The 13,915-nt window shown below is 40.3% G+C and carries 12 protein-coding genes; 7 read left to right on the top strand and 5 right to left on the bottom strand.

Translation table 11 applies throughout. From position 1 onward, the window contains the following. The 3 genes from AL038_RS06230 to AL038_RS06220 form a co-directional block, all read right to left on the bottom strand. On the bottom strand, positions 1 to 2,196 hold the full coding sequence (locus AL038_RS06230; protein ID WP_062150530.1) for a PAS domain-containing hybrid sensor histidine kinase/response regulator: 2,196 nt from the start codon (positions 2,194 to 2,196) through the stop codon (positions 1 to 3). Between the two features lie 261 nt (positions 2,197 to 2,457). Then, entirely contained in the window at positions 2,458 to 3,036 is a 579-nt protein-coding gene (locus AL038_RS06225; RefSeq protein WP_062150527.1) for a DNA-J related domain-containing protein, read from the bottom strand. 14 nt (positions 3,037 to 3,050) lie between these two features. Further along, positions 3,051 to 3,797, bottom strand: coding sequence for an SIR2 family NAD-dependent protein deacylase (locus tag AL038_RS06220; protein ID WP_062150524.1), 747 nt, complete (start codon positions 3,795 to 3,797; stop codon positions 3,051 to 3,053). 301 nt (positions 3,798 to 4,098) lie between these two features. On the opposite strand from AL038_RS06220, the gene AL038_RS06215 reads away from it, so the two are divergent. Then, positions 4,099 to 4,758 carry a protein-L-isoaspartate(D-aspartate) O-methyltransferase gene (locus tag AL038_RS06215; RefSeq protein WP_062150521.1) on the top strand — a complete coding sequence of 220 codons (660 nt, stop codon included), beginning with the start codon at positions 4,099 to 4,101 and terminating at the stop codon, positions 4,756 to 4,758. Between the two features lie 126 nt (positions 4,759 to 4,884). Here AL038_RS06215 and typA read toward each other — a convergent pair whose 3' ends face one another. Further along, positions 4,885 to 6,708: a translational GTPase TypA gene (typA, locus tag AL038_RS06210; protein ID WP_062150517.1), complete on the bottom strand. Its 1,824-nt coding sequence runs from the start codon at positions 6,706 to 6,708 to the stop codon at positions 4,885 to 4,887. A gap of 242 nt (positions 6,709 to 6,950) precedes the next feature. Between typA and purT the strand changes: the two genes are divergently transcribed. Next, complete coding sequence (gene purT, locus AL038_RS06205) at positions 6,951 to 8,150, top strand: formate-dependent phosphoribosylglycinamide formyltransferase (RefSeq protein ID WP_062150514.1); 1,200 nt, start codon at positions 6,951 to 6,953, stop codon at positions 8,148 to 8,150. A gap of 143 nt (positions 8,151 to 8,293) precedes the next feature. Continuing rightward, positions 8,294 to 8,518, top strand: coding sequence for a hypothetical protein (locus AL038_RS06200; protein WP_062150511.1), 225 nt, complete (start codon positions 8,294 to 8,296; stop codon positions 8,516 to 8,518). Positions 8,519 to 8,736: 218 nt separating this feature from the next. Here AL038_RS06200 and AL038_RS06195 read toward each other — a convergent pair whose 3' ends face one another. After that, entirely contained in the window at positions 8,737 to 8,988 is a 252-nt protein-coding gene (locus AL038_RS06195) for a phage tail protein (RefSeq protein ID WP_201800133.1), read from the bottom strand. 271 nt (positions 8,989 to 9,259) lie between these two features. Between AL038_RS06195 and tyrS the strand changes: the two genes are divergently transcribed. The 4 genes from tyrS (at position 9,260) to AL038_RS06175 (ending at position 13,682) form a co-directional block, all read left to right on the top strand. Then, entirely contained in the window at positions 9,260 to 10,465 is a 1,206-nt protein-coding gene (tyrS, locus tag AL038_RS06190; protein WP_062150504.1) for a tyrosine--tRNA ligase, read from the top strand. Between the two features lie 83 nt (positions 10,466 to 10,548). Next, positions 10,549 to 11,184, top strand: coding sequence for a 3-isopropylmalate dehydratase small subunit (leuD, locus tag AL038_RS06185; protein ID WP_062150501.1), 636 nt, complete (start codon positions 10,549 to 10,551; stop codon positions 11,182 to 11,184). 206 nt (positions 11,185 to 11,390) lie between these two features. Beyond that, a complete protein-coding gene (leuB, locus tag AL038_RS06180) occupies positions 11,391 to 12,482 on the top strand; it encodes a 3-isopropylmalate dehydrogenase (RefSeq protein WP_062150498.1) in 1,092 nt (363 codons plus the stop codon). A gap of 174 nt (positions 12,483 to 12,656) precedes the next feature. Further along, complete coding sequence (locus AL038_RS06175) at positions 12,657 to 13,682, top strand: aspartate-semialdehyde dehydrogenase (RefSeq protein WP_062150495.1); 1,026 nt, start codon at positions 12,657 to 12,659, stop codon at positions 13,680 to 13,682. The last annotated feature ends 233 nt before the right edge of the window (positions 13,683 to 13,915 follow it).

The following is a 13,915-nucleotide window of genomic DNA, read 5'->3' as shown; positions in this document are numbered from 1 at the left end:
TTAAGTTGATGCTTGAATCATTAATTCTCGAATTTCATCAATTTGGAAATTACGCGCCATTTCTTGTAAATATTGTGTTATTTCATGTAGATGGGGGTGCTCTTGTTCTATTATTTGGAGTTTGCGTAAAATGCCATTAATATCACCTCGTGTGCTTAACTCACGCAATTCGTTAGTATCTATATTAGATAACCCGGCTAAAACAATTTTTGTTCGCCGATGTGGTGATTCTGCCATAACGATATTTTCTACTGGTTTTGGTTTTGCGTATTGCCATTGAATATTTAGAAAAACGCGCAGTTTATCGAGTAAATCCTCTACTTGAATAGGTTTGGGTAAAAAACTATTACAACCTGCTTCTATACTTGCTTCAAGTGGTAATTCAAAAATACTGGCAGATATTGCAATAATAGGCGTTTGTTTGAGGGCATCAATTTTACGCATACGCCTAACCGCTTCAAAACCATCCATGGTTGGCATTACTAAATCAATGAGAATTAAATCAGGTCTCAGCTTGTCAGCTTTTTCTATACATTCTAGTCCGTTACTGGCTTCAATGATAATAAACCCTAATGGTTTTAGTAATCCTTGTAAAACAGCTCTATTTTCCCAATAGTCGTCCACGACTAGAATAGATAGAGAATTACCTTGATAACCAGTAATAATTTGGGGAGATACGATGGTTGATGATTGTAAATAGGTAGCATTTTTTAAGGGGATGGAGAACCAAAAAAGACTACCTTTGCCTAGTGTGCTACGAACATGAATTTTACCGCCCATCAGTTCTATCAGTTGATGTGTGATTGATAAACCTAATCCCATTCCATCCGCGCGATAACGCTGGTCTCCTCCTTGTTGAAAGGGAAGGAAAATTTTTTCTAGCTCTTCAGGGGCAATACCGATTCCTGTGTCTTCTATTTGAAAACACATCATTTGTTGTTCATCATAGCCTACGGTAAAGGTAACGCCGCCTTGTTTGGTAAATTTAATCGCATTGTTCAGTAAGTTTACTAATATTTGTCTAAGCCGTTTTTCATCTGCTTTAATCCCTGTTGGTAAGTAAGTCAATGGGTTAAATGTAAAAGAAAGTCCTTTTTGTGTGGCATGTAGTTGGTATAGTTTTGTAATTTCTGTTAAAAAAAGCTGAAATTGAAAATCTGTTTCGTATAGCTGAACGTGTTCAGCCTCAATTTTTGCTAAATCAAGGACATCATTAATTAAATTGAGTAAGTATTCTCCACTACGATAAATAATATCAATCCCATCATGTTGTTGAGTCGAGAGGGTTTTATCCCGTTGTAAAATTTGGGCATAGCCTAAAATGCCATTGAGAGGTGTACGTAATTCATGACTCATATTGGCTAAAAAAGTTGTTTTTGCGCGATTTGCCGCTTCAGCAATCTCTTTTGCATGTTGTAGGTCTTTTTCTGCTCGTCGTCGTTCGGTAATATCATGAACAATTGAATAAAGTAGGTATTTACCATTTACTAAAATAGGCCCTGAATATACTTCTACATCACGAATGTCACCCGATGCAAGGCGGTGTTGAAAATTAAAATATAGACGTTGTTCTGTAATGGCTAAAGTCATTTCTTCTTTTATTTGTTCAGGCGTAAATACGTTTATATCACTGATTTTTTTAGTTAAAATCTGTTTTTTGCTGTAGCCATAAAAATCACAAGCAGCTTGATTCGCATCTTCAATAATGCCTGTTGCTGGGGAAATGATGAGTTTGATGGCGCGATTGGTTTCAAAAAATTGGTGATAACGTTCTTCTTTTTCTCGAAGTTGTCGTTCTGTGGTATAGCGTTCAGAAATATCTCGAATAATGCTGACGATGTACGGTTTTTCGCTATTTTGTTGTATATATTGTAGATATATTTCAACAGGAAATTGTTGTTGGTCTTTACATTGGGCGGTTGTTTCAAAGCGAATAAACGTTTTTTGTTTTTCTATGAGTAAAATGAGATTTTTTTCTAGTTGTGTGTTTGTTAATGACGGAATCAAAGAGAGTATATTCATTTGCATGAATTCAGTTTGACTATACCCAAACCGTTGCACACCTTCACGATTCACGTAAAAAAAACGATATGTATCAGGGGTAAACATGAAAACACTGTCCAAGATAGTGTCTAGTATCGTTTTAAATTGTTCTAGTTCTAGCAAGGCGTTTGCTAACTCCATTTTTGTGGACATAGATTAGGTTATGATAAGGCGAATAGGGATGTTTATAGATAGGGTACAGTTTATTTTTTCTTTGAATAGGAAATAAATTTTTTATTTGGTTTATACAATAAACTATCAAAAAAGTTAAAATTCCATGACGTTTTAAGTATCCCGTATGGTTTAGGCGGTTATCATCATATCTTGAACCTGTTATTGAGTTATAGTTTTATATACTCGCTATTTATATTGGTAATATTCCGTATCTTGGTAAAGGGTAATTTATTAGTTGAATTAAGTGGATTTTTCTAAAACGGCCATTGCTGCATTTAAGGTTTGTAAGGTGGTTGTGTTGCCACCACGGTCAGGATGGTGTTGCATAACTAGCTGACGATAACGATATTTTATTGTTTCATTGTCCACAGGGTCTTGTAGTCCTAAGGTATTTAGTGCGGATTGGCGTTTGTCTATTGCATGAAACCGTGTCCAAAACTTGGCGAGTAGTGTTGTTACATCTTCTGCTGTTGTTTTTTCTAACTGGCTTAAATCCATATAAAAATCACGTAGTGGGTCGTTTTCGGTTAGGGCATTTTGTCCTACTTGATAAGGCATTATTTGAATTTTTAATGGATTAATTTGAAGTTCACCTGTTTTCTCTTGATATAGCTGTTCTCGTAGATGATATAAAACATGGAATAACAGAAAGTGCATTTGAAATAGGGGTAAGGGTTCTGTTAGTGCAACGCTGGGGAAGCCTGTTTGATTTGTCCGTTGTAATTGTTTGAGCAGTTCATATTCTCCTATGCCTTGTGGATGTGTTTGTAGTTGGTGTAAAACAACTTGTGCTAATGGTTGTAGTTGTTCGGTAATCATAATTTTCTCGTTGTTTATGTTTGAGTATCGCCCCAAACTGATTTTAGGAGTTTGGGTAAAATATCGCCTGATTTGCCACGTAGTGAGAAGTGTACGCAAGGGGTTAATGGCGTGGTTTCTGGGTTGATTTCAATCACCGTTGCGCCCTGTTGGAGTGCTTTTAAGGGGAGTGTAGCCGCAGGTTGAACCAGTGCGGATGTCCCGATGGTGAGTAAAACATCGCTGCGTTCTATGGCTTGTAGGGCTTGTTCTAGTGCAAATACGGGTAAACTCTCACCAAACCAGACGACATCAGGACGTATTAAGCCGTTGCAATAGGGGCAATGGGGTGGGATAGCGGTTTGTTTTTCCCATTGTTCAAGAATGCGATTTTCCGTCGCGCATTTGAATCGATTAATATTTCCATGTAGTTCAATCACTCGGTTACTGCCTGCACGTTGGTGTAAACCGTCTATATTTTGTGTCACAATCGTTAAGCTGGGTTGATGATGTTCTAATTCAACTAGGGCTAAATGTCCCGCGTTGGGTTCTGCTTTAGCAACCAGTTGTTGTCGCCATGCGTACCATTCCCAAACGAGTTTGGGATTTTGTTGAAAGGCTTCTGGTGTGGCTAGTTCAGTGGGGTTATATTGCGCCCATAATCCTGTTTGCGCGTCACGAAAGGTGGGTACGCCACTTTCTGCCGAGATGCCTGCACCTGTTAAGATAGCTAATCGTTTGCTGTGTTTTAAACATTGTGTAAGTTCGGCAGGAATAATCATTTGTTATCTTTTTTCCATTATATGAGAGAAAGTTAGTACAATAATTGTTTATTGGTTATAAGTCTATTTAAAGAATTAACTTTTTCTTAGAAAAATAGAAATTATCCCATTTAGGATGAGTCATCAAATAGTCGGTAATGGGGAACGAGTAGGGGATAAAATTCCTCTCGTTTTATTTGATGATGTACCCAAGTCTATCGGGGCGGATAAATACGGTATGCTTTGAGTGTCAGTTCAAGTAATATCCGTGTTATGCCGTTTTTTCATCTTTATAAATCCCTGTTATTTTGCATAACGTTTTATGTCTTCTATTTCCGCACATCGTATTGAAACTTCTCCCCAACAACGACGAGAAGCAGATCGTTTAATCGAATTATTGCAACGACAGGGGATAAGTAATCCTGCTGTTTTGGAGGCAATTCGTCGTACACCGCGTCATTTTTTTATTGACGAGGCGTTAGCCAGTCATGCTTATGCTAATAATGCGTTGCCTATTGGACAGGGACAGACCATTTCTCAGCCGTATATTGTGGCACGAATGACAGAAATCTTGCTAAGTCGTGGCAAATTAGATGCGGTGTTGGAGGTTGGAACAGGTTGTGGTTATCAAACCGCAATTCTTGCACAGTTGGTTCGGCGGGTTTATAGCGTTGAATTATTGGCTAGTTTGTCGGAGCAAGCACAAACACGATTGGGTTTATTGGGTTTTACAAATGTTAAATTTAAACATAGTGATGGGAAATGGGGGTGGAGTGAGAACGCGCCATACGATGCGATTCTTGTGACTGCCGCGCCACAAACTGTGCCAGAACCGTTGTTGGAGCAGTTGGCGTTGAATGCGTCATTGATTATTCCTGTTGGTCCGCAACGTTCAGGACAAGTGCTTTATAAAATCACGCGGTTTCGAAATCGTTATGAGCAAGAGCCATTGGAAGCGGTAAGCTTTGTACCATTGCGTTGAATTAATTGTGTTTTTTAAATGCGGTTGATATTGCTTGAAGCGGTGGTATCTGCGTTGTTTGAGTAAAAAACCCGTCAATTTTTAGTAAGTTGACGGGTTTTTATTAGCAATTAGAACAATTATGTTTTAATCGTTATTTGAGGAACGGGATGCACGTTTGCGGTCGTTTTCTAGCAGGAAGATTTTGCGAATACGTACTGCTTTGGGTGTGACTTCAACGAGTTCGTCATCATCAATAAATTCTAAGGCTTGTTCTAAAGAGTAACGAATCGGTGGTGTCAGTAGGATATTTTCATCAGACCCCGCAGCGCGAATGTTCGTGAGTTGTTTTGCCTTTAAGGGGTTGACAACTAAGTCATTATTGCGGGAGTGTATGCCGATAACCATGCCTTCATAGACTGCGTCGCCGTGTCCTATAAATAAACGGCCCCGTTCTTGTAGGGTAAACAGTGCGTAAGCAACGGCTTTGCCTGCACCGTTGGCAATCAACACGCCGTTATTTCGTTGTCCGATGTTACCCGCTTTCATGGGGGCGTAATGGTCAAAAATGTGGTACATCATGCCTGTACCAGAGGTTGCAGTTAGAAATTCGGTGCGAAAGCCAATTAGGCCGCGCGAAGGAATTTCAAAGTCTAGGCGCACACGTCCTTTACCATCAGGTGTCATGTTTAGCAAATCCGCTTTACGGTTGCCAAGTAATTCCATGATAGTCCCTTGATGAATGTCTTCTACGTCAATGGTTAAACTTTCAAAGGGTTCGTTGCGCACGCCATCAATGATTTTGGTAATGACTTGTGGACGAGAAACACCCAGTTCGTACCCTTCACGACGCATATTTTCAATGAGAATTCCTAAATGCAGTTCTCCGCGACCAGAGACCATAAATTTATCAGGGTCGTCTGTCTCAGCAACACGTAACGCGACGTTATGCAGTAATTCCCGTTGCAGGCGTTCCCGAATTTGGCGGGATGTAACATATTTGCCGTCTTGTCCTGATAGGGGGGAGGTGTTGACTTGGAAGGTCATGCTGACAGTGGGTTCATCCACTGTTAATGGGGGCAGTGCAACGATATGCGCAGGGTCGCAAATGGTATCGGAAATATATAGGGGGTCTAAGCCTGTGAAGGCAATAATGTCACCCGCCATTGCTTCAGGTTTTTCTATGCGGTCTAAGCCGTGAAAGCCTAGGACTTGTAAAATACGCCCTTGCCGTTTTTCGCCTTTTACGTCAATTACGGAAACAGCCGTGTTGGTTTTAATCCGTCCGCTACTAATGCGTCCAATCCCGATAATACCGACATAGCTGGAGTAATCTAGCGCACTGACTTGTAATTGAAAAGGTTCATCTGGATCAACGTCAGGAATTGGCACATGTTCAATAATGGCTTCAAACAGAATTTGCATGTCACCACTACGAACATCCGGCGTTAAGCCCGCATATCCTTGTAGTCCTGAGGCATAAATCACGGGGAAATCAAGTTGTGATTCATCTGCGCCTAAGCGGTCAAATAAATCAAATGTTTGGTCTAAAACCCAACTTGGACGTGCGCCATCGCGGTCAACTTTGTTGATGACTACAATGGGACGTAAGCCACGTTGTAGGGCTTTTTGTGTCACAAAACGGGTTTGTGGCATAGGACCATCAACGGCATCAACCAGTAATAACACGGAATCAACCATAGACAATACCCGTTCTACTTCACCGCCGAAGTCGGCGTGTCCTGGGGTATCGACAATATTAATACGGTAGTCATTCCAACGAATGGCGGTATTTTTGGCGAGAATGGTAATCCCGCGCTCTTTTTCAATCGCGTTGGAATCCATAATCCGTTCGCCTAAATTTGCACGCTCATCAAGCGTTCCAGATTGGCGTAACAATTTGTCAACTAAGGTGGTTTTTCCATGGTCAACGTGGGCAATAATGGCAATATTACGTAATTTACTAATCACAAACGATTCTCACTGAGGGATGATAACTGGGCTAATTATACTGGAAATATGAAGTAGATAGGGAAATAACGCGGAGTGAATTTTTTATGACCGTTGGCATAAAGCGTTTTTTCTCATTTTTAATCTATGAATCTGTCGGAATAGGAGTGCTACTTTTGAGATTCTTTATTCACTATTCTACCGTATAGATGACCTGCCTTGTTAGAATGATGTTTATTTCATTTTAAGTATAGGTACTCAGTATGAAGCTAGGCACACCGCTCACCGCAACCGCGCTCAAAGTTATGTTATTAGGCAGTGGTGAATTGGGCAAAGAAGTTATTATTGCTTTACAACGGTTAGGCGTGGAAGTGATTGCGGTTGATCGTTATCCTAATGCACCGGGACATCAAGTTGCACACCGTTTTCATGTGATTGATATGACGAATCCACATGCGCTACATGCGTTAGTCGTGTTGGAAAAGCCTGATATTATTGTGCCTGAAATTGAAGCAATTGCTACGGATATGTTGCTAGAAATTGAACAGGCAGGACTTGCGCAAGTTGTCCCTACCGCCCGTGCTGCTCAAATAACGATGAATCGGGAGCGTATTCGTAGTTTAGCCGCTGACGTTTTAAAAATTCCAACATCTCGTTATGCTTATGCTAATTCTGAAGCGGAATTACGTAGCCATATTGAAACAATTGGTTTTCCTTGTTTTGTAAAACCTGTTATGTCTTCTTCAGGTAAAGGACAATCTATGTTACATAATGCCGAAGACATCCATTCTGCTTGGCAACATGCAATGAGTGCAGGACGGGTTAGCGGTGGTACGGTGATTGTTGAAGAGTTTATTGATTTTGATTTTGAAATTACTTTGTTGACAGTTCGTGCATTGAATAGCAAAGGTGAGATTGAAACCTATTTTTGTGAACCTATCGGACATATTCAAAAACAAGGGGATTATGTCGAAAGTTGGCAACCACAGGCAATGACCCCCACCGCCTTAAAAATAGCGCAGGAAATGGCAAGAAAAGTGACGGATAATCTTGGCGGACGCGGTATTTTTGGGGTGGAATTATTTGTTAAGGGTGATCAGGTGTGGTTTAGCGAGGTGAGTCCCCGCCCGCATGATACAGGCATGGTTACGATGGTGACACAAATGCAAAATGAATTTGAATTACATGCTCGTGCTTTATTAGGGTTACCCGTTTCTACCGCTTTACGTAATGAGGGGGCAAGTGCCGTTATTTATGGGGGTTATGACAGTGAAAACGGCTTAATTTATGAGGGGATTGATGAGGCATTACAAATTCCGCAAACAGACTTACGTTTATTTGGTAAGCCTGAAGCCTTTATAAAACGGCGTATGGGCGTTGCTTTAGCGATGGGGAAAACGGTAGAAGAGGCTCGGGAACACGCGAAATTGGCAGCAAGCAAAGTACGAACGGTAAAACCATAAACGCATCATGTGGGGTGAACAAATTCGCCCCGCTATTTCTTGCATCTATAGCCATAAATAAATCATCTTAAGTATCACCAGTCTATTTTGTTACACTCGTATCATCTTTTTATCTAACTCAAATAGTGGTGATAGGAGGGAACTTGATTAGTTTACGATTTAATACATTGTATGAAAGCACGGAAAATCAGGCGTATGTCTGGCGGGTTATTGTTGATGGACATGAACATCTTGCAACAGATATAGAATGCCTAGTTCCAACTTATGGAACTAAAGATGAAATTGCTGAAGGGGTTTACAAATGGCATTTATCTTGTAATGGCGTATTAACATGGGAAGGTACAAAAGCCATCATTCGGGCAGTCTGAAAGCAACATCAAACAATCACGAAACAAGATTATAATCTTTTTGATTAAACTGGCTAAAAATTAAGATGCTAATGACTCAGGCATAATTAACTTTTGCATATTTTCTAATGTCGTCAGACAGTATTGGAAACGTAGGGTGGATAATTAATCTACCCTACTTAGTCGATACCCCATTGTTGATTGATTCATTGTCAATTCAACTTATTAATCTATAAACTTCATTCCCGATAAGGATAGACACCTTGAGTCGCAATATAGTAGTCAACATCACCACCATTAGCTGTTTTAATCGCTGGGATACTAGGTAGCGCAAAAGTCTGCCCCGGTGTTCCACCGAACTCGTTGCCTAATAGAGAATAAAGTGCTGGGTTTTGAGAAATTTGTAACAAACGTCCGTTACATTTTGCCCAACCCGCTGTATCCCAATTCCAAGGGAACAAACAAACCATACCAAGAATAGGATCCATCATTAACATCCTTCATCATCACGTTGAATGGGAGAATTAGCCTACATCGACGCTAAATGACTGTCAATTTCTATCGTATGATCCATCTAATCTTAAAATAAAGCGGGTCTCTGTACGCCTATTCATGATAATAAAATTATACTTTACAAATTGTTATAAAGTAACTGAAATGAATACACATCAAAACGAGATTTTCGTTCTATTTAATCACAACAGTCCAACCAGTTTATGTTAAGCTAATCAAGATAATCTGTTCGTTGTTTTTGAGGTTTTCATGGCTACCGCAGCGGAAGCATTAGCACAAATTAAACAAGGCGTTCACGAATTACTGCTCGAACCTGAATTAATCACCAAGTTAGCGCGGGGTAAACCCTTGCGCGTTAAAGCAGGATTTGACCCAACCGCACCCGATTTACATTTAGGACATACCGTACTAATTAATAAATTACGTCATTTCCAAATGTTAGGTCATCAGGTTATTTTCTTAATTGGTGATTTTACAGGTATGATAGGCGACCCAACAGGAAAAAATGTTACTCGTCAGCCACTTACTCGTGAACAAGTTTTAGAAAATGCTAAAACCTATCAGGCACAAATTTTTAAGATTTTAGACCCTGAAAAAACCGAAACACGTTTTAATTCCGAATGGATGAATGAACTAGGCACAGTTGGCATGATTCAACTAGCCGCAAAATATAACGTTGCCCGTATGTTAGAACGGGATGATTTTCACAAACGTTATACAACAGGTCAATCCATTGCGATTCACGAATTTCTATACCCATTAGTTCAAGGCTATGATTCTGTTGCATTAAAATCCGATATAGAACTGGGTGGCACAGACCAAACATTTAATTTACTGGTAGGACGTGAATTACAAAAACAGTATGGACAAGAACCACAAGTCGTCTTAACCATGCCTATTTTAGAAGGCTTAGACGGTGTACAAAAAATGTCCAAATCGCTGGGTAATTACATTGGTATTCAAGAACCTGCTAGCGAAATTTTTGGCAAACTCATGTCCATTTCTGACAATTTGATGTGGCGATATATTGATCTGTTGAGTTTTAAAACACCTGCGGAAATTCAGCAATGGAAATCATGTGTTAAACAAGGGGGAAATCCCCGTGATGTGAAAGTAGCATTTTCGCAAGAAATTGTAACCCGTTTTCACAACGCACCTGCCGCAGAACAAGCCTATACTGATTTTGTAGCACGCTTTAAACAAAAAGAAATCCCTGATGATTTACCAGAAACAACCTTAACATTAGCAGGAAAGCCTTCATTGCCCATTGCTAATTTGTTAAAAGAAGCGGGATTAACCGCTAGTACTTCCGATGCCTTGCGAATGATTGCTGCGGGCGCGGTAAAAATTGATGGTGAAAAAATCAGTGATAAGGGCTTACAAATTGCGGCGAACACCCAACATGTTTATCAAGTTGGAAAACGTCACTTTGCGAAAGTAAGCGTAGTAGAATAAAGCGTTTGTTGGTATGGGGGACGCATTACTCTTGCAAACCCCGTTAGTTTTTTAGTCGTTATTCACTTGTTAGACACATAATTATGCAAGCATTTACAACACTTGATGGTTTAGTTGCCCCGTTAGATCGTGTTAATGTAGATACGGACGCGATTATTCCAAAACAATTTTTAAAATCCATCCATCGCACGGGTTTTGGTCCTTATTTATTCGACGAATGGCGGTATTTAGACCATGGCGAACCCGGTCAAGACTGCACAAACCGCCCACTGAATAAAGAGTTTGTGTTAAATCAACCTCGCTATGCGGGCGCGGAAGTCTTACTAACACGACAAAATTTTGGATGTGGTTCAAGTCGTGAACACGCGCCTTGGGCATTACTGGATTATGGTTTTCGTACCCTTATCGCTCCCAGTTACGCAGATATTTTTTATAATAACTGCTTCAAAAACGGTGTATTGCCTATTATTTTAGATGAGGCAACTATCGACAAACTGTTTAAAGAAGTGACCAGCTCAGAAGGCTATCGTTTGTTAATTGACCTTTCTGCGCAAACCATCACAACACCCAGTAAAACAACTATTCCATTTACAGTGGATGCCTTTAGAAAATACTGCTTGTTAAATGGTTTAGATGATATCGGTTTAACATTGCAACATGCGGCTGAAATCAGCACGTATGAAAACCAACGCAAGCAAAAAGCGGCGTGGCTGTTCTAAGCCAAGACGTTTTCCACTGAGGAGCGATTTTATTCGCTCCCTGTCTGAATCAGGATTGTTAGGATTCATAAAACGCTCAAACTGAGGGTTTAATATCTTGCCAGTCCTGCGTGTTTGTCAATTCTGATTCTGACAAAATAGCTAATAAACTTGCTCCACCTAGCAGTTAAAATACATAATTAAATTAATATATTGAGAGAGCTGGAATGACAAAGACCATAGCGATTTTAGCCGGTGATGGGATTGGACCTGAAATCATGGCGGAGGCTGTAAAAGTCCTTAACTTCTTAAAAACTTCTCATGGTTTAGATATTGCATTAGAAGAAGGATTGGTTGGCGGTATTGCTTATGATGTAAAAGGTCATCCGCTTCCCCCAGAAACCCTAGAACTGGCAAAACGGGCGGATGCCGTGATGTTAGGCGCGGTTGGGGGTGTAAAGTGGGAACCTTTAGATATTTCTTTGCGTCCTGAAAAGGGATTATTGGGTTTACGTTCTGCCCTGAATTTATTTGCAAACTTACGCCCAGCCTCTATTTATCCTGAATTAGCTGATGCGTCCCCCTTAAAGCCTGAAATTGTTTCAGGGTTAGATATTTTAATTGTGCGTGAATTAACAGGGGATATTTACTTTGGTCAACCACGTGGTATTCGCACCCTAGAAAATGGTGAGAGACAAGGTTTTAACACGATGGTGTATAGCGAAAGTGAAATCGAACGGATTGCTCACGTTGGTTTCCAAAGTGCGCAAAAACGCCAAAAGAAATTATGCTCTGTTGATAAAGCTAATGTTTTAGAATGTACTGAATTCTGGCGTGAAGTCGTTATTCGTGTTGGTAAACAATACCCTGACGTAGAACTGAGCCACTTATACGTGGACAATGCAGCCATGCAATTGGTTCGTTACCCAAAACAATTTGATGTGATTGTTACAACAAATATTTTCGGGGATATTCTATCTGACCTCGCCTCGCAATTAACGGGTTCTATCGGCATGTTACCATCTGCCTCATTAGACGCGAATAATAAAGGCATGTATGAACCTATTCATGGTTCTGCACCAGATATTGCGGGCAAAGGGATTGCAAACCCATTAGCCACTATTTTATCCGTTGCGATGATGTTGCGGTTTAGTTTAAACCGTGCAGATTTAGCGGATAAAATTGAAACCGCAGTGAAAAAAGTATTGAGTGATGGGTTACGCACGCGCGATATTTTAGGCAGTGCAACAACAACGCAATACAAACTGGTTAATACCCAAGAAATGGGCGCGGCCGTGTTAAACGCCTTACAAGCCTAATAAATAATAATGCAAATGCGGATTTATTCGCATAACACCTGCATAAAGACACGAGAAATCGTGTCTTTATCATGTTAAGTAAGATAACTATCAGACTTTGCAAAGCAGATAGACTTGACATAAAGTTAATGCAATTAACTATAAATCAAACTGTTTTTTGGAGAATAAAGCGAAATGAGTCGTCGTTTGTTTGATGTTGCCGTTGTTGGTGCAACGGGTGCGGTGGGCGAAACCATGATGTCCATTTTAGAAGAACGGAATTTTCCCATTGGGAATTTATATCCTGTTGCTAGCAATCGTTCAGCGGGGACTCGCTTGCAGTTTAAAGGTAAAAGTGTAGTCGTTGAAGATTTAGAGCAATTCGACTTCAGTAAAGTGCAAATTGGCTTATTCTCCCCCGGTGCCTCAGTTTCTAAGATTTACGCACCAAAAGCGGGTGCTGCGGGCTGTGTGGTGGTGGATAATACGTCACAATTTCGTCAAGATGCCGATATTCCTCTGATTGTGCCTGAGGTAAATGCCCATGCTATTGCGCAGTATAAGAAACACAATATTATTGCCAATCCAAACTGTTCTACCATTCAAATGCTGGTTGCCTTAAAACCCATTTATGATGCTGTTGGTATTGAACGTATTAACGTTGCAACCTATCAATCTGTATCGGGTACAGGCAAAGAAGCCATTGAAGAGCTTGCAAATCAAACCGCAGCACTACTCAATGGTAAGCCCATTACGGCTGACGTTTACCCCAAACAAATCGCCTTTAATGTTTTACCTCATATTGATGTGTTTATGGATAACGGCTACACCAAAGAAGAAATGAAAATGGTGTGGGAAACACATAAAATCATGGAAGATGACAAGATTCTTGTCAATCCAACCGCAGTACGAGTACCTGTTTTTTACGGACATTCTGAAGCTGTCCATATTGAAACCCGCGATAAAATCACGGCTGAACAAGCACGTGCCTTACTCAGCAAAGCACCCGGTATTGTTGTATTAGATGAGCGTGTTGCTGGTGGTTATCCTACCGCAGTGACCGAGGCCGCTGGTAAAGACCCTGTGTTTGTGGGACGTATTCGTGAAGACCTTTCCCACCCTCGAGGCTTGAATCTATGGGTTGTTTCAGACAATATCCGTAAAGGTGCTGCCTTAAATAGTATTCAAATTGCAGAAATTTTAATAAAAGACTATATATAATTTATAGTTAGTGGTAAATTATAAAGTATATTCGAGATATGGCTTGGAACTTGGTATATTGACATACAATTTTTAATCTGTAGTCTTTTAGCAGGTTTATTTTAAACTACATTTATTAATTTCACTGTTCATATACCAGTTCTAAATACCAAAGTTGAGAGAGGTATGTCGTGCTGATCTATCAAGGCTTACCGGGATTGCTACATAGCCCCAATTCCCATCGTGCATGCGGC

Origin of the sequence: Beggiatoa leptomitoformis (assembly GCF_001305575.3) — a bacterium.
Taxonomy (GTDB): domain Bacteria; phylum Pseudomonadota; class Gammaproteobacteria; order Beggiatoales; family Beggiatoaceae; genus Beggiatoa; species Beggiatoa leptomitoformis.
Note: the sequence above shows the minus strand (reverse complement) of the source record. Positions and strands in the feature narration are given on the sequence as shown.

Excerpts from the sequence above, each read along its gene's own strand:
- purT (WP_062150514.1), top strand. The coding sequence starts at position 6,951 with ATGAAGCTAGGCACACCGCTCACCGCAACCGCGCTCAAAGTTATGTTA.
- tyrS (WP_062150504.1), top strand. The coding sequence starts at position 9,260 with ATGGCTACCGCAGCGGAAGCATTAGCACAAATTAAACAAGGCGTTCAC.
- AL038_RS06195 (WP_201800133.1), bottom strand. The coding sequence starts at position 8,988 with ATGATGGATCCTATTCTTGGTATGGTTTGTTTGTTCCCTTGGAATTGG.
- AL038_RS06230 (WP_062150530.1), bottom strand. The coding sequence starts at position 2,196 with ATGTCCACAAAAATGGAGTTAGCAAACGCCTTGCTAGAACTAGAACAA.
- AL038_RS06215 (WP_062150521.1), top strand. The coding sequence starts at position 4,099 with ATGTCTTCTATTTCCGCACATCGTATTGAAACTTCTCCCCAACAACGA.
- AL038_RS06220 (WP_062150524.1), bottom strand. The coding sequence starts at position 3,797 with ATGATTATTCCTGCCGAACTTACACAATGTTTAAAACACAGCAAACGA.
- AL038_RS06225 (WP_062150527.1), bottom strand. The coding sequence starts at position 3,036 with ATGATTACCGAACAACTACAACCATTAGCACAAGTTGTTTTACACCAA.
- leuD (WP_062150501.1), top strand. The coding sequence starts at position 10,549 with ATGCAAGCATTTACAACACTTGATGGTTTAGTTGCCCCGTTAGATCGT.
- leuB (WP_062150498.1), top strand. The coding sequence starts at position 11,391 with ATGACAAAGACCATAGCGATTTTAGCCGGTGATGGGATTGGACCTGAA.
- AL038_RS06175 (WP_062150495.1), top strand. The coding sequence starts at position 12,657 with ATGAGTCGTCGTTTGTTTGATGTTGCCGTTGTTGGTGCAACGGGTGCG.